Source organism: Xanthomonas sp. NCPPB 2933 (genome assembly GCF_056725225.1).
Genome location: NZ_CM161518.1, coordinates 358315 through 376535 on the forward strand (window position 1 = coordinate 358315; position 18221 = coordinate 376535).

Below are 18221 nucleotides of genomic sequence, written 5' to 3' on the forward strand. Positions count from 1 at the left end.
TGCGCCGCCTTCCGGGCGGCGCTTGCATTTTGGTCTACGTCTTTCTGGAGTGTGTCGATGTCGCGTTGCTCGCTTGTTGTGCTCGGTGTGATCGGTCTGCTGGCTCCGCTGCTGGGCAGTGCCGCCGATGGCGCGCCGCAACGCCTGTCGATTGCCGATGTGCAGGGAGAAGACACGCGTAGCCCCTACGACGGCCGCGTGGTGGAGGTCGAGGGTATCGTCACTGCCGATACCCGCATCGGCCTTGCCGGCCTGTTCGTGCAGCAGCCCGGGTTTGAGCCGCGGCGCTCGCACGGCTTGTTCGTCACCGGCACCGGCGATGCTGAGGTGGCAGCGGGTGATCGCGTGCGCATCATCGGCACTGTGCGCGAAGTGTCGGCAGGCGGCGAGGCGAGCCTGACCACGGTGGATGCCAGCAGCATCGAGCGGCTCGCCAGCGGCCAGCCGGTACCGGTGCGTATGCTCAGCGGGCCGCCGGCCAACTGGGAAGCGCTCGAGGGCGAGCATGTGCGCATCGCTGCGTTGACGCTCAACGGCAGCGATCGCCTGGAGACTTATGGCGAGCTGGTCGCCGCCTTCGGTGGGCGCTTATGGCAGCCGAGCGAAGTGGCCGCGACCGGCACTCCGGCTTTCACGCAGGTTGAAGCGGAGAGCGCACGTCGCCGGGTGCTGCTGGACGATGCACGCAATGGCCGCAGCCCCAAGACGGTGGCCTATCTGCCGGCAGATGCGGTGTTGCGCGCCGGCAGCCTGCTCAAGTCGGTGGATGGCATCGTCGACCAGCGCTACGACGGCAACTACCGCATCCAGGTGCTAAATCCGCTGACGCTGCCGGCGATGCCGACCGCGGTGGCGCCGCAGGTCGGCGGCGATCTGCGCATTGCCTCGTTCAATCTGGAGAACTTCTTCAACGGCAATGGCCGCGGCGGCGGCTTCCCGACCAAGCGCGGTGCACGCACGCATGAGCAGTTCCAGGCGCAGCTGGCCAAGCTGGTGTCCACCATCGTGCCGTTGCGCGCCGACGTAGCCGCGTTGATGGAGCTGGAAAACGACGGCAACGGCGCCGATGCCGCAGTGGCGCAACTGGTGGCCGCGCTCAACGCTGCCGGCAAGGACAAGGACTGGCAGTTCGTCGACACCGGCAGCGGCCCGGGCGATGACGCGATCCGGGTTGGCATCGTCTATCGCAGCACCCAGGTCACCCCGGTCGGCAAGCCGGCCACGCTGACCGGCGGGCCGTTCGACAGCCACAGCCGTGTGCCGTTGGCGCAGGCGTTTCGCAGCACCCGCGGCGCCACTTTCTTGGTGGTTGCCAATCACTTCAAGTCCAAGGGGTGCGGCACCGCCAACGGCGCCGATGCCGACCAGCGCGACGGCCAGGCTTGCTGGAACGCCACCCGCACCGAGTCGGCCAAGCGCCTGCACCAGTGGCTGCAGACCGACCCCACCGGCGCGCAGACCAAACTTGCCGTGCTGCTGGGCGACTTCAACGCCTACGCCATGGAGAGCCCGATGCGCAGCCTGCGCGCCAGCGGCTGGCAGGATGCGTTCGCGGTGGCCGGAGTGAAGCAGCCTTACAGCTACGTCTACGATGGTATGAGCGGCCGGCTGGACCACGCCTTGCTAAGCCCGGCGATGGCCAAGCAGCTGCGCGGCGCGGTGGAATGGCATATCAACGCCGATGTCATGGACGATGCCGGCTACGCCAAGCGCAACCTGGCCGGTCCGTGGCGCAGTTCCGACCACGACCCGGTGCTGCTGGGCTTTTCGCTGTAGCGCAAGCTGGCGTTCGAATCCCGATGCAGGCGCGTGCGCGATACGTGCTGTCTGCAACGTGTTTTCGCGCGCTGCTGCGCTGCCATGGAAAAAAGCAGGCCGCGAGCGCGCGCGGGGCTTGCACCTAGCTCGCGCAATGCCCCGCGCGGCGACGTAGCCGCAGATTGACCAGATGCGTGCTGGCCAGCAGCAGGCTGCCGGTCACCGTGATCGGGGTTTCCAGCGTGCCGCCGGCCACCCCGCTTGCGCCGAGCACCAGGCCGGCCAGTCCGAATGCTGCCAATGCCCACACCGGCGCGGGCAGTGCGTGTCGGCGATGGCTGCTCCACAGCGCGTAGCCGCTGAGCGGCACGGCGGCGGTGGCGAACACCACATGCACCCATTCGGCCCGGCTCCAGGCGCCTAGCAGCGGGAGTGCGGCGGCCAGCAGCGGCAGGGCCAGACAGTGCAGCAGACACAGGCTGGACAGCGCGATGGCCGAGCGATCCAGCACAGAAGCGATAACGCGCATGGAGCGTGTCCTGTCGAGTAAGTGTTATATAGTAACACTTCACTCCAGCCAGGCTCTCAGGATGTCTCTGTCCCCCAAGCGCGATTCACGTCTTCCCGTCACCGTGCTGTCCGGCTTCCTTGGTGCCGGCAAGACCACCTTGCTCAACCGCATCCTGCATAACCGCGACGGCCTGCGCGTGGCGGTGATCGTCAACGACATGAGCGAGGTCAACATCGACGCGCAGCTGGTACGCGACGGCGGCGCGGCCTTGCGACGCACCGAAGAGACGCTGGTGGAATTCAGCAACGGCTGCATCTGCTGCACGCTGCGCGACGACCTGTTGCAGGAAGTGCGGCGGCTGGCCGAGCAGAAGCGCTACGACTATCTGTTGATCGAATCGACCGGCATCGCCGAGCCGATGCCGGTGGCGGCCACCTTCGCAGTGCGCGATGCCGATGGCTTCAGCCTGTCGGATATCGCCCGGCTCGACACCATGGTGACGGTGGTGGACGGCAGCCGCTTTCTGCAGGATTTCGGCTCGGCCGCCACGCTGGCCGAACTTGGCCAGCAAGCCGGCCCGGACGATACGCGCGGGCTGGTGCAGTTGTTGGGCGAACAGGTGGAGTTCGCCGACGTTCTGGTGATCAGCAAGTGCGACCGGATCGATGCGCAGCAACTGATGCGGCTGCGCGCGGTATTGCGTGCGCTCAATCGCGAGGCGGCGATTGTGGACGCCACGCATGGCGAGGTTCCGCTGCGTACCTTGCTCGATACCGGGCGCTTCGATTTCACCCGTGCGCAGCTGGCGCCGGGCTGGATGCAGGAACTGCGCGGCCAGCACACGCCGGAGACCGAGGAGTACGGCATCAGCAGTTTCGTGTACCGCGCGCGCCGGCCGTTCCATCCGCAGCGCTTCGCGCGGATGGTGCAAAGCGGTCTGCCGCAGGTGATTCGCAGCAAGGGCTTTTTCTGGCTGGCCAGCCGGATGGATTGGGTGGGCGAGTTGTCCAGCGTGGGCGGTGCCACCCAAACCAACGCCGCTGGCTTCTGGTTTGCTGCACGCCATCGCGTGGATGCACACGCGATCGGCGAGCCGCTGCAGACCAGCATCACCCCGCTGCCGTACACCGACATCGGCTGGCAACGTCAGCAGGCCGACTGCTGGACTGCGCCCTTGCCGCAATTGCACGAAGTAGGCGATGCCAGCGAATACGCCGCAATGCAGCGGCTATGGCATCCGCTATGGGGCGACCGCCGCCAGGAGCTGGCGGTGATCGGCGTGGACATGGACGCACCGGGCACGCGCGCTGCGCTGGACGCGTGCCTGCTCAGCGATCACGAACTGCGCCAGGGCCCGGCGCAATGGCAACTGCTGGATGATCCGTTTCCCCATTGGGAGCGGTGAAGCGACTTGGTCATACTGCCAAAGTCAGCCCGCCGGCAGACCGTATGTCATCGGCTACACGCTGTGCAAAACCTTTCGTGGCGTGCAGGATGCAAACCACATGGGCGCCTATTGCTGGCGGCATCTGTGCTGACCGCCTGGCTGCAGGGGCGTGCCGAGTTTCGACTCTCACAAATAACCATTGTCGATTGCCTCTTGATGATCGTTACGTTCTATGTCGTAGGACCGCTTACGCTCTTGCGCTGTGGTTGGCATCAATGACATCTGTCGCGGCGCTCCAATTTTATGCAGATGGTTGTCTGTTTGCTCGGTGATATTCTTCAGAGAAACCAGATTCTTGTAGCCCTGCATCATGCGTCGAAGACGCGCTATCCCGGGGGAGGGCATGGCGCCTTCTTCAAGGGACTCCAGGTACCGCTCGGCGAGCGCATAATTCTTCTTTAACATATCGCCATCGATGTTTTTATTGATGAACTCCCATAACTTGGCGCTGTTGAAGTTCACCGCTACTGCGTTGTCTTTGACCCATGACTTGGCGCTGTTGAAGGGAAGAGTGATGGGTTTCGGTGCAGGAATGTCTTCAACTGGTGCGAGCGCGGCCAATAATGTTTCGAGCTGAGGAACGCGGCCTTGCGATAGTGTGGGTGCGACCGGTACGAGCTGTGGTGTTGGCACGGTATGCTGCGGATGCTGCCTCTTATCAGGGCGCACGTTGTTGGAAGATGCCAGTTGCACTTTCCCCGCTTCTTTCAGGGCAAGCATGTTCTGGTAACCCTGCATCATGCGCTTCAGTTGGCGCATCTTAGCAGGCGGTGCGCCGCTTTCCTCCAGACTGTCTAGGCGCCGCGCTGCGCGCGTGTAATATTTTTTCAGCACCTCTTCGTCAACAAACTGGAGTTCTTTCTCAAGCGATTTCAACTCGCGCTGATTATGTTCCCTGGCAAACTGCGGTATCGCGCCGGTCGTGGCGTGTGGTGCAGAGATGTCTTGCATCGGTGCGAGTGCGGCCAACAGTGCATTGAGCTCGCTGTCGCGGACTTCATTGCGCTTGGCGAGCAGCGCATAACGTTGCTCTATCACCTGCTCTTCTGCTGACGTTGCATCGCGATCCTCAACAAACAGCTGTTTGCTGATCTCGTTGTAGCGTTTGTTGATCTCCGCAAAATCCTGAGTCAAGCGGCGTAGCGATGGTTGCCGTTCCATGCGGGCGCGCGGAGAGGCCACTGTCGACGACGCTGGCTCTACTGCAGGCGGCACAGATCGCGCACTCCCCGCGTTGTGTCCCGGCTTCGGCTGCTGCGGGGTTTCGCGATGCCTTGCGTTGGAAATGAGCCCTTGCAATCCGTGTTCGGTGCGAGGTTGCCGCTGCTGTGCCTGCTGCACATGCCCGGGTCCGGGCATGACCGGCGATGTCGCCAGTGGCGGAGAAGCTATCGGGATAGGTGCTTGCCTGATCGGAGCTGGCCGCGGTATCGAGGCAGTCCGCTGTGGTTCGGGCCCCTTTATGCGCGCCGGCCCGGCGGCCTGTGGAGCAGGCTGCTGCCGGCGTGCATCGACAACGGGCTGCGCGCCATGCTTTTGCGGTGGGCGAGCTGGCGTGGCCACCTGCGTCACGTAAGGCCTGGGCGCAGCCGAAGTGCGCGTTGGCCGTAGCGCTGAGGAGCTCATGTGCATTGACGGCAGCTGCTTGCGCAAGGACTCGAATGATTTACGCGCGGACGCAAGAAGGGCTTGGGTAGATGTTTTCGCCGCGCCCTGCGGTTTGCTGCGCTTGTGTGCTTGAGACAGCGGATGCTGCGTGGTCGTCTCAATGTGCTTTGTGGTGGTGGTCGAGGCGGGGCTGGGCGGTTCTGGAGCAATCTGGCTGCGGCTGCTCGAAAACAGTTTCAGGCGCATGACGAACTCCTGTCGGTCGTATGTGCCCACAGTAGCGACCGCCTCCCATGGCGTGATGCAGGCTGCGAACCGGCGTCGCGCAAGCCGAAATGTCACTCTCAATCGATGTGCACGCCGCAGGCGATCGCCGCGCTTGCAGGTGCCGCCTTCCGCTCGGCGTCGAGGTATCCAACCACGTGGTCATGCATGTCCGTCACCTTGCTTCCGCTGTTGGTTGACTTCATTCAGGTCATTTATCAGAGCCGACAGTCTGAGCCGCCAGGGTGCGGTAGCGCTGCATGAGCCGTTGCAGTTTCAGGATCCGCTCGCACGGCGCAGCGCTTTCCTGCAAGCCATCCAGCTGCACTTCGGCATGCCTGAAGACCTCGGCCAGGCAGGTCGAGCGAGCTATCGCGTTCAATGCCAGCGATCGCACGTGAGCGCGCTGTATCGCATCGTTATGCGTATTCGTCAGCTGGTCGGCTGTCGTGGTCGGGGCATCCACTTGCTCCAACGGTGCAAGTGCCTGCAGCAGAAACTCCAATTGACTGTCGCGTACCTGATTGCGCCGCGCCAATAGACGATTGCGTTGATCGAGCACGCGTTGTTCCTGCGGCATTGCCTGGCGCTCCTCAAGAAACAAGCGCGTGGTGATGGCGTGGTATTGCGTGTTGAGTTGTATCAGGCGGCGGTTCATGCCTTGCAACAGCGACCGCATTCCAGCGCGCGGCAATCGTGCATCGCTCGGCGGTGATGCGTGGGACGCAACACCAGCCAAGCACGGCGATGATGGAAACCAGGCCTGCGCTGCCTGTTGCTGCGTCCGTTGAAGCGTGCAGGCAGGTGCTTGCTCCTGTCGTACGGCAGCCGCATGCCGCAAATTTACGCCGCCAGCCGCCGCAGGCAGCCTGCGCGGTTGGGCAAACAGCCGCGACGTGCCTGAGCCGGAGGCACCGGTTGCATCTGCGGCAGCGCTCGTTGCCTGCTGTTCTTTCAACCAGGGATTTAGCCGCATGACCCACTCCAACCGGACGACAAGCCCTGTGTGTGGTCGCTACGGTATCGAGCTTGTTTTACCGAACCCGGTACGCTGCGAACAAACGGCCCACTAACCGAACGGCTGATGTTTTCAAGCGGTGTACATGCCCCATGCAATGGCGGCGATCGCCGGGACCGCCAGCAGCAGACCCACGCGTACGCGTGTACCAAGACGCTCCTTGAACCCGAGCGCGCCCACCAGCACGCCAAGGACGACCACGCCGATGTTCATGCTCGCAAAGACCGTAGCGGGGCTGTGCGGCAATGCTTGATGGGCGCGCACATAGCAAAAGATGTTGCCGAAATTGAGCATGCCCAGCAGCACGCCGGCCACGACGTTGCGGCCGTCCATCCGCACGCCGCGTGTCCAGCGTAGACCCTGCAGCAGCGACATCAGGACGAAGGCGATGGCGAAGCACAGCGTCAGCGAGGTCAGCGACGACGTACCGGCCTGCGCGATGGTCTTGAGCAACAGATCGATCAGTGCAAAGCCCATCCACACACCCAGTAACCACAGCCACGCAGACGAGGGAGATGGCGCAGCGCGGTCGCGCGGATCTGCGCGTTGCACGATGCATACGATGGCCAGCAGGCCCACGCCCAGTCCAGTCAGCTTCCATCCGTTGAACGGCTCGCCGAACAGGGTGAAAGCCGCCGCCAACGACAGCAGCAACGACAAACGTTGTGCCATCTCGGTACGCACGATGCCGGCGGTGGTCACGGCGCGCGCCAGCACCATGAAGATCGACGGCAGCGCAACCGAAAGCGCCAGCAATGCTGCCCACGGTGTGGACGGCGCATGCAACGTGTCCAACGCAGGATCCAGCAACAGCCACGCCAGGACGGCAGCGGTGGCGTAGTTCCAGGTGATGGTCTGGGCAGCATCCAGGCGATAGCGCGGCACCAAGTTGAGAAGCACCGACACCAGGACACTGCAAACAACGGCAAACAGCAGGAAATACATAGGCAACGCAACGAAGTGTGCAGGCAGGGCGATGAACGCGGCCGGCGGGGCGGCTATTATGAGGGCATGTCCAATCTCCCATTCCCCACTGAATCGGCTGCGTTGACGTTGGAGGGGCCGGTCGGCCCGCTCGATATCGCGGTCGATCTGCCCGAGCCGGACGTCGCTGTGCAACCGGTCACCGCCATCGTCTGCCATCCGCTCTCCACCGAGGGCGGCAGCATGCACAACAAGGTCGTCACCATGGCCGCGCGCGCGTTGCGCGAGCTGGGCATCACCGTGGTGCGCTTCAATTTCCGCAGTGTCGGCAACTCGGCCGGTGCGTTCGATCATGGCGATGGCGAGCAGGACGATCTGCGTGCGGTCGCCGCGTGGGTGCGCAGCCAGCGCCCGGGCGACACGCTGTGGCTGGCCGGTTTCAGCTTCGGCGCCTACGTGTCGTTGCGCGCTGCCGGCTCGCTCGAACCGCAGGTGTTGATCTCGATCGCGCCGCCGGCCGGGCGCTGGGATTTCAGCGACATGCAGCCGCCTGCGCACTGGTTGGTGATTCAGGGCGATGCCGATGAAATCGTCGACCCGCAGGCGGTCTACGACTGGCTGGATACGTTGGAGCAGCAACCCGAGCTGGTGCGCATGCCCGACACCAGCCACTTCTTCCACCGCAAATTGATCGACCTGCGCGGTGCGATCCAGCATGGTGTCCGGCGCTGGTTGCCGGCCGCAGTCTGACCGCGGCATGGCCCACGCATATGCGTATCGCTCTGCGATGCGCCGTTAAGCGGGCTTGGCAGCAGCCGGCCCGCGGAGAACACGATGACTGAGATGACCCCGTCGCAGCGCTACGCCGCCGGCGTACAACGCGGCGACTGGCGCGCCGATCCTGCGCAGCAGGCGGCACTGGCGGAGCTGGACCGCATCCATGAGGCCTTGGTGGACAGCGCGCAGGATGGCTGGCTGGACCGGCTGTCGGCCTTCTGGAAAAAGCCCGAGCCGGTGCGCGGCCTGTATTTCTGGGGTGGGGTGGGGCGCGGCAAGACCTTCCTGGTCGACCTGTTCTACGACGGCCTACCGATCAAGCAGAAATACCGCACGCATTTCCACAGGTTCATGCGCGGCGTGCACGAGCAATTGCGCGAGCATGCCGGGCAAAGCGACCCGTTGGCCAAGATCGCCCAGCAGTGGCGGGAGAATCTGCGCGTGCTGGTGCTGGACGAATTCTTCGTCACCGACATCGGCGATGCGATGTTGCTGGCGCGCCTGCTGGAACGCCTGTTCGCCGAAGGTGTGACCCTGGTGACCACCTCCAACACCGCGCCGGAAAACCTCTACGCCAATGGCTTGCAGCGCGACAGCTTCATGCCGGCGATCGGCTTGCTGCAGAAGTTCTGCGTCGAGCTGTATGCCGAAGGCACCGAGGATTACCGCATGCGCGCATTGACGCGTTCGCCGGTGTACCGCGCGCCGCTGGATGCGCAGGCCGATGAGTGGCTCAGCCAGCGCTGGAGCGAATTGAGCGGAAATGCCGAGGCACGTGGCGGCAATATCGAAATCGAAGCGCGCAAGATTGCGGTGCGTGCGCGCGGCAAGAGCATCGCCTGGTTCGACTTTGCTGCGCTGTGCGAAGGCCCGCGCGGCCCGGGCGACTACATCGAGATCGCGCGCGAATTCACCACGGTGCTGCTGGGTGGCATTCCGCATTTCGACCGCATGAACGAGGACGCGGCGCGCCGTTTCGTCAATCTGATCGACGAACTGTACGACCGCCACGTCAATCTGGTCTGCACCGCGCAGGACGCCCCGCCGGCGTTGTACAGCGGCCAGCGCCTGGCCGGCGCCTTCGAGCGCACCGCCTCGCGTTTGATCGAGATGCAGAGCGCCGAATATCTGGCCACTGCGCATCGGGCATAACATGCAGACGCGTCCTGGCCCCGGATTCCACAGGATCATTGTCAGCGATTCGGACTGCGGCCTGGGCCAGTTTGGCGGCGGTGCGTGGCTGGACGACGCAGCGCTATGGCCAACAGACCCATCGACTGGTCAGCCGATGCTGCCCATCGTCATGCTCACCGCGTTGTTTTTGCCGACTCCCTATCTGCCCGACGGCATGGCGCTGACTGTCTTTGCATCGATCGAGCGGTCTGGCGATGGCGACAACCGAGCATCGCTGCGCAGGCTCGCCGTCAATCAGCAAAGCGAATTCGACAAGACTGCGCTGGGGCATAGCAAGGTGCTGTTGCATCGACATGCGACACAGGAGGTGTGCGTCGGTGACAGTGCGCTGTTGCTCGGGCGTCACTGCGTTGGTCTGCAGCCCTTCGATGATGACGACATGGATAAAGAGCTGGAAGACGACGACAACGGCGCAGGGATGAGCAAACAACTCGACCGACCGTGCTGGTTGCAGGACCCAATCCATACGAGTCAACGCTATTACTTTCTTGCCCAGTTGGTCGAGTCGGAGCTGCGCCGGATGGATCCCGGCTATGACGGCATCTTCGGTGATGGCACCGGCTATCTGTTTGCAGACCAGCGCGCCAAGAAACTGGGCGAAGGCGATGCGGCGGGGCATTTCTTTATCCAGTTCACCTGAGTCGCTAAGCAGTGCGATTGCATGCGTGCGTATTGCAGCCACTTACCTTGGCGAGCTAAGTCCGTTCAGAAATATCGCTTGCAATTAAATAGTGCGCTATGTAAATTGCAGCCATGGACACCGCCACAGCCACCACCGCCCGGACCAACGCGCTGCTGCAGCTCGACAACCAGCTGTGCTTTGCGCTGTACTCGGCCAACCTGGCGATGCACAAGCTCTACCGCGGGCTACTCAAGGCGCTGGACCTGACCTATCCGCAGTACCTGGTGATGCTGGTGCTGTGGGAGACCGACGGGCGCAGCGTGTCGGAGATCGGCGAGCGCCTGTACCTGGACTCGGCCACGCTGACGCCGCTGCTCAAGCGCTTGCAGGCCGCCGGTTTGGTCACCCGCACGCGCGCCGTCAGCGACGAGCGTCAGGTGATCATCGGGCTGACCGACGCCGGTCGCGCCTTGCGCAGCAAGGCGGGCGCGGTGCCGGAGCAGGTGTTCTGTGCGTCGGCGTGTTCGTTGGACGAACTGCGTCAACTCAAGCAGGAACTGGAAAAGCTACGCTCCAGCCTCGGCAAGGCGTGAGTCGATCCACCTGTGCCACGTTCTTAATTTACATGTCGCACACGATTCAATCGTCAACGATTCAACTACATCCTGCGCCGAGAGCGCTCACTCTGGAGAACCACCATGGCCTCACCTGAAAAGATCCTCTACACCGCCCACGCCACCGCAACCGGCGGCCGCGAAGGCCGCGCCGTGTCCTCGGACAAGGCGCTGGACGCCAAGCTGTCCACCCCGCGCGAGCTGGGCGGCGCTGGCGGCGACGGCACCAACCCGGAGCAGCTGTTCGCTGCCGGTTATGCGGCCTGCTTCATCGGCGCGATGAAGGCCGTTGCAGGTCAGGACAAGCTCAAGCTGCCGGGCGAAGTGAGCATCGACAGCAGCGTCGGCATCGGCCAGATTCCGGGCGGCTTCGGTATTGCGGTGGAGCTGCGCATCGCGGTGCCGGGCATGGACAAGGCCGAACTGCAGGCGCTGGTTGACAAGGCCCACCAGGTCTGCCCGTACTCCAACGCCACGCGCGGCAACATCGACGTCACCCTGACCCTGGCCTGATCCACGCCAGTGCTGCCGCGCATATCGCGTAGCAGTGTCAGAAGCGGCCCGGCGCATGCGTCGGGCCGCGTTCGTTTGGACGTGCTGGCGATGCCCGCAGCCGCGCGGCACACTACGGCGATGACAGTGCTTGTTTCGCCGGCGCCGACCGGAATCTTCTGCGCATGAGCGCGCCGCGTCCCACCTTGTTGCTGCTGCCGGGCCTGCTCAACGATGCGCAGCTGTGGCACGCGCAGCGCGTGGCATTGGCCGACGTTGCCGAGTGCGTGGTCGGCGACATCACCCAGGGCGAGAGCATGCGCGCGCTGGCGACGCAGGTGCTGGCGCAGATGCCGCCGCGTTTCGCATTGGCCGGTTTCTCGTTGGGCGGCTATGTGGCGCAGGACATCCTGCGCATCGCGCCCGAGCGTGTGGAGCGCCTGGCCTTGCTGGATACCTCCGCCCGTGCCGATTCGTCCGAGCGTGTTGCGCAACGGCGCGCGCAGGAAGCGAGCGTGCGTGGCGGAAAGACGTTTCTTGGATTCGGCGAACGGCTGATGCGGCACTACGTGCATCCATCGCGCTGGCAGGACGCGGCCTTGCTGGAACGTGTGCGCGGCATGACCCAGCGCCTGGGCGTGGAGGTCTTCGTGCGCCAGAACCGGCTGGAGCGGGAAGATGGTCGCGCGTTGCTACGCGCCTACACCGGCCCGCTGCTGGTGCTGTGCGGTCAGGACGATGCGATCACCCCGCCCGCGTTACACGAAGAAATGGCTGCGCTCGCCGTGCAGGCGCAGTTGGTGCAAGTGCCTGCGTGTGGCCATCTGTCGCCATTGGAGCAGCCGCAGGCGGTATCGGATGCGCTGCGGGAATGGCTGCTGGCCTGATACGCGCTCTCAGTGCGCAGCCGTCACCACCACGCTGTTGGAAGCCGGCGTATCGTCTTGCTCGTTTTGCCGATGCGTCTTGAGCTCCAGCATCTGCAAGCGCTCACCATGAAAGCGATAGTCCAGCGCCTGTTGTACCGCGTACAACGCTTCTACCTGTGTGCATAAGGTGTGCGCCTGTGCCTCCAGCGCTTCGCTGCGTGCCTGCATCTGTTGTTCCATCCGCGCGTCCAACTGCTCCCCGCGGCGCTCCAGCTGCGCGGTGCGTCCGGTCATCACGGTCCACATCACGCTGCGGGTCAGGCCGCCGGCCAACTCTTCTGCGGCCTGTTCGACATTGGCTTCGAAGTGTTCGTCGAACAGCTCCTGCTCCCAGCGCCCGCGCCCCAGGGTGGTATCGACCTGCGCAAGTGCGGTGACGCGCAGCCGCTCCACCTTGCGCTCCTGGCGCGTGCTGCCGGTGAGCATCTGCACCACGCCGGCCAGCGCATCGAAGGTGATGTCGACCACCGATCGGGCGATGTCGGTCACTGCCGGCATCAGCGTGCGGGCGCCGTACTCGATGTCGCGCAGACGTTGCGCATCGGAAGCACTGACCGGTTGCGGTTGGCGATCCACGTTGAGCTCGCCACCGTGGAAAAAGATCTCGCGCGGCACGCCCTGTTTGCGGCGTAGCCAGATGCCGCCGCTGTCGGCCAGCACGTCGTAGGACGTACGGACCTCGCACTGCTGCGAGGACACCTGCGGCTTGGCGGTTTCGGCCTGCGCGCTACAGGCCGCCACCAGTAACAGCGGCGCGAGAAAGGCAGTGGGGCGCATGGCGGCGGCCTGGGAATCGGAGGACCCCAGCATCACGCGTGGCGATGCGCATCGCCATGGGCAGGAAGTCAGGGTGCCGCACCCCTTTATCCAAACAAACGGCAACTGCAAAAGCGTGAAACGGGTCGAGCACCTGCACGCTGACATCTTTTTAGCGGCTGGCTCACTTGACTCTCACGGCGTATGGTGTGAATTATGTTGCACAGCAGCATCGGAGCTCCGCAATGCTCGACTCACGCATCGAAAAGGTTGATCTGGCGCTGACCGAGATCGCCCAGAATCCATCGGAAAAGGTGGCGCTGTGGCAATGGGCCTGCCGCGAGATGTTGCACGAGACGCTGATCGGCATGCACCAGCTCTCGCATCTGGCCGGCATCGCCCGGCAGGTGGCCAACGACTGGCGCGAACCGGTGGATGTGATCGCTCCGGCAAAGCCCTATCTGGCTGCCTCGGCATTGGCCGATCGGCGTCTGCCGCAGGTGCTGGACGGCCTGGGCAGCACCCACGACGACAACGACCGCGCCAACTTATGGCGGCTGCGGTATGCCAGCCTGATCGCTGCCACCCTGCAAGGCATGCAGGCACTGGCCGAAAAACACCGCATCGATCGGCAGGCGATGGCGATGGGGCAGTTGAACTAAGCGTTTATTGCGGCACTGCGTGGCTGAGCGGCTGCGCAATTGTTCGAGCCGCCGCTTCAGTGCCGAACGGCCGCCTCTTCCATATGCCGCCAGGCATGCCGCACGATCCAGCGCGCCTCATCCCAGGGCACCGACAGCATCGGTTGATAGTGGTAAAAGCCGTCCTGCAACACGCGGTAGAGCTGCGCCTCGGTAGCGCGCGGGTAAGCCAGATAAATGTCATAGCCGAGCTTAAGCAGCCGGGCATAGTCGGCAAAATCGTAGCCGCCCAGATGGCCTTCTGCGTGGACATCGCGCCAATAGGCGATCTCTGCGTCGAGGTTGACGACGCGGCGGGTCAAGACGGATGCGGTGTGCATGGGTAGGACTCCGTTGCCGAGACTTACCCCCCTGTGGCTGGCACCGTAGCAGCGCCTGTCACGTGCAACCAGCACGCGACGACGAGCGGTCGTCGCGGCTGTTATGCCCCCCTATCGGGCGATGCCGATACATGGAAAAACCGAGAACTCAATCCCAGTCGGGGGCGATCGCCTTCGGATTGGCCAGGCGCTGACCGCGGTCGAGTGCGGCAATCTCGCGCATGTCCTGCTCGCTCAGCTGCAACGACTGGGCCTTGAGATTGCTTGCAAGATTTTCGCGCTTGGTCGAGGACGGAATCACCGAATACCCCTGCTGCAGCGCCCAGGCCAAGGTCACCTGTGCCGGTGTGGCGTCGTGGCGCGCGGCAATTGCCTGGATCACCGGATCCTTCAACACCTCGCCGACCGCCAGCGTCATGTACGAGGTGACATGGATGCCTTGCTCGCGCAGGAACGCGATCAGCGCGCGGTTCTGCAGGTAGGGATGCACTTCGATCTGGTTGGTGGCGATGGCATCGGCGCCCAGGATCTCGATGGCCTGTTTGATCAGTGCGATGGTGAAGTTGGATACACCGATCGCGCGGGTCAGGCCCTGCTGCCTGGCCTGGGCCAGCGCCTCCAGATACTCGCGCATCGGCACCTGATCTTTCGGCGAGGGCCAGTGAATCAGGGTGAGGTCGACATGCTCGGTGCCGAGCTTGCGCAGGCTTTCCTGCAGGCTCGGCAGCAAGGCATCGCGGCCGAACTTGTCGACCCAGATCTTGGTGGTCAGATACAGCTGATCGCGCGGCACGTTGGAGGCGGCAATGGCCTGGCCGACCTGTTCTTCATTGTCGTAGATCTGCGCGGTATCGACGGCGCGGTAGCCCAACTCCAGCGCATTGCGCACCGAGTCGATGACGATCTGGTCCTTGAGACGAAAGGTGCCGAGGCCGAATGCGGGGACTGTCATGGTGTTCCTTTGGTAACGGGATTCGGGAATGGGGATTTGTAAGAAGTGAAGTGTTCGGGGCGCTGTGAGCTGAGCTAGTCGAGCGCGACGACGGCCTTGCCGAAGTTTTCGCCACGTAGCAGGCTGATCAGGCCTTGCGGTGCGCTGTGCAGGCCGTGCAGCACGTGTTCGCGATACTGAATCTGGTCTTCGCGCAGCCACTGGCCCATTTCGCGCAGGAAGGCGGGCATCAGGCGAATGAAATCGTGCTGGATGAAGCCGCGCACGGTCAGTCGTTTGCGCAGTACCTGACCCATGAAGTCCGGCAGACGGTCCGGCCCCGGCAGCGCCTGGCCACGGCTGTTCTAGGTGGCGATCACGCCGCACACCGGGATGCGTGCGAACGCGTTCAACTGCGGCAATACCGCGTCGAACACCTTGCCGCCGACGTTCTCGAAATAGATGTCGATGCCGTCCGGCGTGGCGGTGCGCAACTGCTCGGCAAACTCGTCGGCGCGGTGGTCCAGTGCCACATCCACGCGCAACGTCTCGCGCAGGTAACGCACCTTTTCTTCGCCACCGGCAATGGCCACCACGCGTAACCCTTGCAGGCGTGCCAGCTGCGCCACGGTGGCGCCGACCGGGCCGCTGGCCGCCGCAACCACCAATGTCTCGCCTGACTGCGGCTTGCCGATTTCATGCAGGCCGGCGTAGGCGGTGAAGCCGGGCATGCCGTACACGCCGAGCGCGGTGCTCAGCGGCAAGGCATCGTCTTTGGGCAGCTTGCGCAATGGCGTGTCAGGGGTGAACAGGCTATGCGTCTGCCAGCCGCCCGGCAGCACCAGCAGATCGCCGGGTTGATAGTCGGGATGATGCGATTCGAGCACTTCGCCCACGGTGCCGCCTTCCATCACCGCATCGATCTCCACCGGTGCGGCGTAGGACGGGCCTTCGTCCATGCGTCCACGCATGTACGGATCCAGCGAGAGAAAGCGATTGCGCACCAGAATCTGTTCGTGCCCGGTGGGCGGCAAGGCGACCTCTTCCAGGCGGAAGCTGTCGGCGCTTGGCTCGCCGTGCGGGCGTGAGGCCAGCACGATGCGGCGGTTGGTGATCGATGTCATGCGAAATTCCTCGCGGAAAGGACCACGCGTGCGCGGTCGAGGGAGCACAGCCGCACGGCGGCTGCGCGAGGGAGTGGGTGCGATGGGTTACATGCGCTGCAGAGGCGAGGCGTCAAGCGGCTTCGGAAGGATCCGGCGCGCTTGCGCTATCCAGCTGCGCAATCTGATCGGCGCTCAGCGACACGCGCGCTGCCGCCAGTACATCGTGCAGCTGGGTCACGCTGGTGGCACTGACGATCGGCGCGCTCAGGCCCGGCCGTGCGATCAACCAGGCCAATGCGATCTGCGCGGGCGTGGCGGTGTGCGTGGCGGCCAGATCGTCCAGCGCCTGCAGGATGCGCAAGCCACGCGGATTGACGTACTGCTTGACCACCGACGCACCGCGCGCGCTGCTCTTGCTGGCGTCGTCTGCACTGCGGTACTTGCCGGTGAGAAAGCCGCTGGCCAGCGAGTAATAACTGATCACACCGACCTCGCGCTCGCGCACCAGCGGTTCCAGCTCGGCTTCGTAACCGACGCGGTCGTAGAGGTTGTATTCCGGCTGCAGGCTTTCGTAGCGCGGTAACTTGTATTGCTCGGAAATATCCAGTGCATCGCGCAGGCGTGCGGCGCTGTAGTTGGAGGCGCCAATCGCGCGCACCTTGCCTTGTTCGATCAAGCGGCCAAATGCGGCCAGCGTGGCTTCCAGCGGAACCGATTCGTCGTCTGCGTGGGCCTGATACAGATCGATCACATCGGTCTGCAGACGCGTGAGCGAATCCTCCACAGCTGCGACGATGTTTTCCGGTGACAAGCCCGGATGCTCGCTCCACTTGCCTACCTTGGTGGCGATCAACACTTTGTCGCGCTTGCCACTGCGTGCGAGCCAGCGCCCGATGATGGTTTCCGATTCGCCGCCATGGTTGCCAGGCACCCAGCCGGAGTAGGCATCGGCGGTATCGATCAGATTGAAACCGGCGTCGACGAAGGCATCGAGCAGCGCAAACGAGGTTGCTTCATCGGCGCTCCAGCCGAATACATTGCCGCCGAAGACGATTGGTTGAATCTGCAGGCCGGAGCGGCCCAGCGCGCGGGAGTGAGTCATGGTGAAAGCTCCTGATTCGAAACTGCCGAACAGGATAGTCATGCACGCCGGCGTTGCGTGTGACACCAACGTGGATTCAGCGTTCCGCCCAGCTGCTGCAATGCCTCACAGAATTTGAACATGTGGTGCGTCGCGCGCAGTGCAGCATGCGAAGTCCTGCACATGGCAGGCTCCAAATCGCATGCTAGGCTCGCGCTACTTTTTCCCGTAAAGGGCGCTGTGATGATCCGCAACAAGCTGGTGTGTGCATGTGTGGTGGGGATGGCAGTGGCGATGAGCGCGCCGCTGGCAATGGCAATCAAACCGGCCGATAGCGCAACCCTGCCGGCGCCCGATGCGGCGCTGCAGGCGGCCATCGACGGCAACTGGCGCGACCGTGTGTATGTGCAGCGCGACGTGTATCGCCATCCGGGTCAGACGCTGGCGTTCTTCGGCATCAAGCCGACCCAGACCGTTATCGAGATCACTCCGGGCGGTGGCTGGTATTCGGAAATTCTGGCGCCGTATCTGCGCGAGAAGGGCAAGTACGTAGCAGCGGTGGTCGACCCGGCGGCGGTGCCGGAAGGCCGTGGCCGCGACTCCGCGCAGCGCGGGCGCGACGAGCTGGAAAAGAAGTTCCAGGCCAAGCCGCAGGTGTATGGCAAGCCCGCGTTCGTGTCGTATGTGCCGAAGACGCCCTCGTTTGGCGTGGACAATTCGGCCGACCTGGTGCTGACCTTCCGCAACGTGCACAACTGGCGCATGGCCGGTAATGCCGAGGCGATGTTCAGTGGCTTCTACAAGGTGCTCAAGCCCGGCGGCGTCCTCGGTGTGGTGGAGCATCGTGCCAAGGCCGATGTGCCGGCGGACGACAAGAGCGGTTACGTGGGCCAGGCGCAGTTGATTGCGATGGCCGAAGCGGCCGGTTTCAAGCTGGCCGGCAAGAGCGAGGTCAACGCCAACCCGCGCGACACCAAGGACTATGCCGGTGGCGTGTGGACGTTGCCGCCGAGCAACAGCCACGACAAGGCCGACGATGCCAAGTACAAGGCGATCGGCGAGAGCGACCGCATGACCTTGAAGTTCGTCAAGCAGTGAGGCAGTGCCTGCATGCCGGCGCGCAGTGCGCGTTCGGCATGCAGGTGTTTGCATACCGCCAACCAACGCA

19 protein-coding genes and 1 pseudogene are annotated in these 18221 nt (G+C 63.9%); 10 read left to right on the forward strand and 10 right to left on the reverse strand.

All coding sequences use genetic code 11. The annotated features are described in order from the left end of the window. The first annotated feature begins 57 nt into the window (after nucleotides 1–57). Entirely contained in the window at nucleotides 58–1776 is a 1719-nt protein-coding gene (locus AC1PLU_RS01490) for an ExeM/NucH family extracellular endonuclease (RefSeq protein WP_481107487.1), read from the forward strand. A gap of 124 nt (nucleotides 1777–1900) precedes the next feature. Here the strand turns inward: AC1PLU_RS01490 and AC1PLU_RS01495 are convergent, their stop codons facing one another. After that, a complete protein-coding gene (locus AC1PLU_RS01495; protein WP_481107488.1) occupies nucleotides 1901–2287 on the reverse strand; it encodes a MerC domain-containing protein in 387 nt (128 codons plus the stop codon). 61 nt (nucleotides 2288–2348) lie between these two features. Between AC1PLU_RS01495 and AC1PLU_RS01500 the strand changes: the two genes are divergently transcribed. Further along, the gene (locus AC1PLU_RS01500) at nucleotides 2349–3674 is read left to right on the forward strand and encodes a GTP-binding protein (RefSeq protein WP_481107489.1); all 1326 of its coding nucleotides are present in this window, start codon (nucleotides 2349–2351) and stop codon (nucleotides 3672–3674) included. Nucleotides 3675–3842: 168 nt separating this feature from the next. Here the strand turns inward: AC1PLU_RS01500 and AC1PLU_RS01505 are convergent, their stop codons facing one another. From AC1PLU_RS01505 to AC1PLU_RS01520, 4 genes are all read right to left on the reverse strand, one after another. Continuing rightward, on the reverse strand, nucleotides 3843–5570 hold the full coding sequence (locus tag AC1PLU_RS01505) for a hypothetical protein (RefSeq protein WP_481107490.1): 1728 nt from the start codon (nucleotides 5568–5570) through the stop codon (nucleotides 3843–3845). Nucleotides 5571–5668: 98 nt separating this feature from the next. Beyond that, the gene (locus AC1PLU_RS01510) at nucleotides 5669–5794 is read right to left on the reverse strand and encodes a hypothetical protein (protein WP_481107491.1); all 126 of its coding nucleotides are present in this window, start codon (nucleotides 5792–5794) and stop codon (nucleotides 5669–5671) included. A gap of 5 nt (nucleotides 5795–5799) precedes the next feature. Beyond that, complete coding sequence (locus AC1PLU_RS01515) at nucleotides 5800–6246, reverse strand: hypothetical protein (protein WP_481107492.1); 447 nt, start codon at nucleotides 6244–6246, stop codon at nucleotides 5800–5802. Nucleotides 6247–6678: 432 nt separating this feature from the next. Next, on the reverse strand, nucleotides 6679–7551 hold the full coding sequence (locus tag AC1PLU_RS01520) for a hypothetical protein (RefSeq protein ID WP_481107493.1): 873 nt from the start codon (nucleotides 7549–7551) through the stop codon (nucleotides 6679–6681). A gap of 66 nt (nucleotides 7552–7617) precedes the next feature. On the opposite strand from AC1PLU_RS01520, the gene AC1PLU_RS01525 reads away from it, so the two are divergent. The 6 genes from AC1PLU_RS01525 to AC1PLU_RS01550 all read left to right on the forward strand — a co-directional run bounded on the left by AC1PLU_RS01525 (nucleotide 7618) and on the right by AC1PLU_RS01550 (nucleotide 12116). Then, nucleotides 7618–8280 carry an alpha/beta hydrolase gene (locus tag AC1PLU_RS01525; protein ID WP_349778960.1) on the forward strand — a complete coding sequence of 221 codons (663 nt, stop codon included), beginning with the start codon at nucleotides 7618–7620 and terminating at the stop codon, nucleotides 8278–8280. Nucleotides 8281–8364: 84 nt separating this feature from the next. After that, a complete protein-coding gene (gene zapE / locus AC1PLU_RS01530; protein WP_006450075.1) occupies nucleotides 8365–9459 on the forward strand; it encodes a cell division protein ZapE in 1095 nt (364 codons plus the stop codon). Between the two features lie 136 nt (nucleotides 9460–9595). Continuing rightward, complete coding sequence (locus AC1PLU_RS01535; RefSeq protein WP_481107494.1) at nucleotides 9596–10141, forward strand: hypothetical protein; 546 nt, start codon at nucleotides 9596–9598, stop codon at nucleotides 10139–10141. A 113-nt stretch (nucleotides 10142–10254) separates the two neighbouring features. After that, nucleotides 10255–10716: a MarR family winged helix-turn-helix transcriptional regulator gene (locus AC1PLU_RS01540; RefSeq protein WP_481107495.1), complete on the forward strand. Its 462-nt coding sequence runs from the start codon at nucleotides 10255–10257 to the stop codon at nucleotides 10714–10716. A gap of 105 nt (nucleotides 10717–10821) precedes the next feature. Continuing rightward, complete coding sequence (locus AC1PLU_RS01545) at nucleotides 10822–11250, forward strand: organic hydroperoxide resistance protein (protein WP_023902199.1); 429 nt, start codon at nucleotides 10822–10824, stop codon at nucleotides 11248–11250. Between the two features lie 164 nt (nucleotides 11251–11414). Further along, nucleotides 11415–12116 carry an alpha/beta fold hydrolase gene (locus AC1PLU_RS01550; RefSeq protein ID WP_481107496.1) on the forward strand — a complete coding sequence of 234 codons (702 nt, stop codon included), beginning with the start codon at nucleotides 11415–11417 and terminating at the stop codon, nucleotides 12114–12116. 9 nt (nucleotides 12117–12125) lie between these two features. Here AC1PLU_RS01550 and AC1PLU_RS01555 read toward each other — a convergent pair whose 3' ends face one another. After that, entirely contained in the window at nucleotides 12126–12968 is an 843-nt protein-coding gene (locus AC1PLU_RS01555; protein WP_481107497.1) for a DUF2884 family protein, read from the reverse strand. Between the two features lie 191 nt (nucleotides 12969–13159). Between AC1PLU_RS01555 and AC1PLU_RS01560 the strand changes: the two genes are divergently transcribed. Continuing rightward, the gene (locus AC1PLU_RS01560) at nucleotides 13160–13576 is read left to right on the forward strand and encodes a hypothetical protein (protein WP_043888840.1); all 417 of its coding nucleotides are present in this window, start codon (nucleotides 13160–13162) and stop codon (nucleotides 13574–13576) included. Between the two features lie 56 nt (nucleotides 13577–13632). Here the strand turns inward: AC1PLU_RS01560 and AC1PLU_RS01565 are convergent, their stop codons facing one another. The 4 genes and pseudogenes from AC1PLU_RS01565 to AC1PLU_RS01580 form a co-directional block, all read right to left on the reverse strand. After that, the gene (locus AC1PLU_RS01565) at nucleotides 13633–13935 is read right to left on the reverse strand and encodes a hypothetical protein (protein ID WP_023902203.1); all 303 of its coding nucleotides are present in this window, start codon (nucleotides 13933–13935) and stop codon (nucleotides 13633–13635) included. A gap of 148 nt (nucleotides 13936–14083) precedes the next feature. Continuing rightward, nucleotides 14084–14887 carry a 2,5-didehydrogluconate reductase DkgB gene (dkgB, locus tag AC1PLU_RS01570; RefSeq protein WP_481107498.1) on the reverse strand — a complete coding sequence of 268 codons (804 nt, stop codon included), beginning with the start codon at nucleotides 14885–14887 and terminating at the stop codon, nucleotides 14084–14086. 74 nt (nucleotides 14888–14961) lie between these two features. Beyond that, a pseudogene (locus tag AC1PLU_RS01575) lies at nucleotides 14962–15990 on the reverse strand (NADP-dependent oxidoreductase). A 112-nt stretch (nucleotides 15991–16102) separates the two neighbouring features. Continuing rightward, complete coding sequence (locus tag AC1PLU_RS01580; protein ID WP_180316275.1) at nucleotides 16103–17074, reverse strand: aldo/keto reductase; 972 nt, start codon at nucleotides 17072–17074, stop codon at nucleotides 16103–16105. 222 nt (nucleotides 17075–17296) lie between these two features. Between AC1PLU_RS01580 and AC1PLU_RS01585 the strand changes: the two genes are divergently transcribed. After that, nucleotides 17297–18151, forward strand: coding sequence for a class I SAM-dependent methyltransferase (locus tag AC1PLU_RS01585; RefSeq protein WP_043908307.1), 855 nt, complete (start codon nucleotides 17297–17299; stop codon nucleotides 18149–18151). The last annotated feature ends 70 nt before the right edge of the window (nucleotides 18152–18221 follow it).

Excerpts from the sequence above, each read along its gene's own strand:
- AC1PLU_RS01515 (WP_481107492.1), bottom strand. The coding sequence starts at position 6,246 with ATGAACCGCCGCCTGATACAACTCAACACGCAATACCACGCCATCACC.
- dkgB (WP_481107498.1), bottom strand. The coding sequence starts at position 14,887 with ATGACAGTCCCCGCATTCGGCCTCGGCACCTTTCGTCTCAAGGACCAG.
- AC1PLU_RS01550 (WP_481107496.1), top strand. The coding sequence starts at position 11,415 with ATGAGCGCGCCGCGTCCCACCTTGTTGCTGCTGCCGGGCCTGCTCAAC.
- AC1PLU_RS01505 (WP_481107490.1), bottom strand. The coding sequence starts at position 5,570 with ATGCGCCTGAAACTGTTTTCGAGCAGCCGCAGCCAGATTGCTCCAGAA.
- zapE (WP_006450075.1), top strand. The coding sequence starts at position 8,365 with ATGACTGAGATGACCCCGTCGCAGCGCTACGCCGCCGGCGTACAACGC.
- AC1PLU_RS01565 (WP_023902203.1), bottom strand. The coding sequence starts at position 13,935 with ATGCACACCGCATCCGTCTTGACCCGCCGCGTCGTCAACCTCGACGCA.
- AC1PLU_RS01495 (WP_481107488.1), bottom strand. The coding sequence starts at position 2,287 with ATGCGCGTTATCGCTTCTGTGCTGGATCGCTCGGCCATCGCGCTGTCC.
- AC1PLU_RS01500 (WP_481107489.1), top strand. The coding sequence starts at position 2,349 with ATGTCTCTGTCCCCCAAGCGCGATTCACGTCTTCCCGTCACCGTGCTG.
- AC1PLU_RS01520 (WP_481107493.1), bottom strand. The coding sequence starts at position 7,551 with ATGTATTTCCTGCTGTTTGCCGTTGTTTGCAGTGTCCTGGTGTCGGTG.
- AC1PLU_RS01580 (WP_180316275.1), bottom strand. The coding sequence starts at position 17,074 with ATGACTCACTCCCGCGCGCTGGGCCGCTCCGGCCTGCAGATTCAACCA.
- AC1PLU_RS01540 (WP_481107495.1), top strand. The coding sequence starts at position 10,255 with ATGGACACCGCCACAGCCACCACCGCCCGGACCAACGCGCTGCTGCAG.
- AC1PLU_RS01555 (WP_481107497.1), bottom strand. The coding sequence starts at position 12,968 with ATGCTGGGGTCCTCCGATTCCCAGGCCGCCGCCATGCGCCCCACTGCC.
- AC1PLU_RS01510 (WP_481107491.1), bottom strand. The coding sequence starts at position 5,794 with ATGAAGTCAACCAACAGCGGAAGCAAGGTGACGGACATGCATGACCAC.
- AC1PLU_RS01535 (WP_481107494.1), top strand. The coding sequence starts at position 9,596 with ATGCTGCCCATCGTCATGCTCACCGCGTTGTTTTTGCCGACTCCCTAT.
- AC1PLU_RS01560 (WP_043888840.1), top strand. The coding sequence starts at position 13,160 with ATGCTCGACTCACGCATCGAAAAGGTTGATCTGGCGCTGACCGAGATC.
- AC1PLU_RS01545 (WP_023902199.1), top strand. The coding sequence starts at position 10,822 with ATGGCCTCACCTGAAAAGATCCTCTACACCGCCCACGCCACCGCAACC.
- AC1PLU_RS01525 (WP_349778960.1), top strand. The coding sequence starts at position 7,618 with ATGTCCAATCTCCCATTCCCCACTGAATCGGCTGCGTTGACGTTGGAG.
- AC1PLU_RS01490 (WP_481107487.1), top strand. The coding sequence starts at position 58 with ATGTCGCGTTGCTCGCTTGTTGTGCTCGGTGTGATCGGTCTGCTGGCT.
- AC1PLU_RS01585 (WP_043908307.1), top strand. The coding sequence starts at position 17,297 with ATGATCCGCAACAAGCTGGTGTGTGCATGTGTGGTGGGGATGGCAGTG.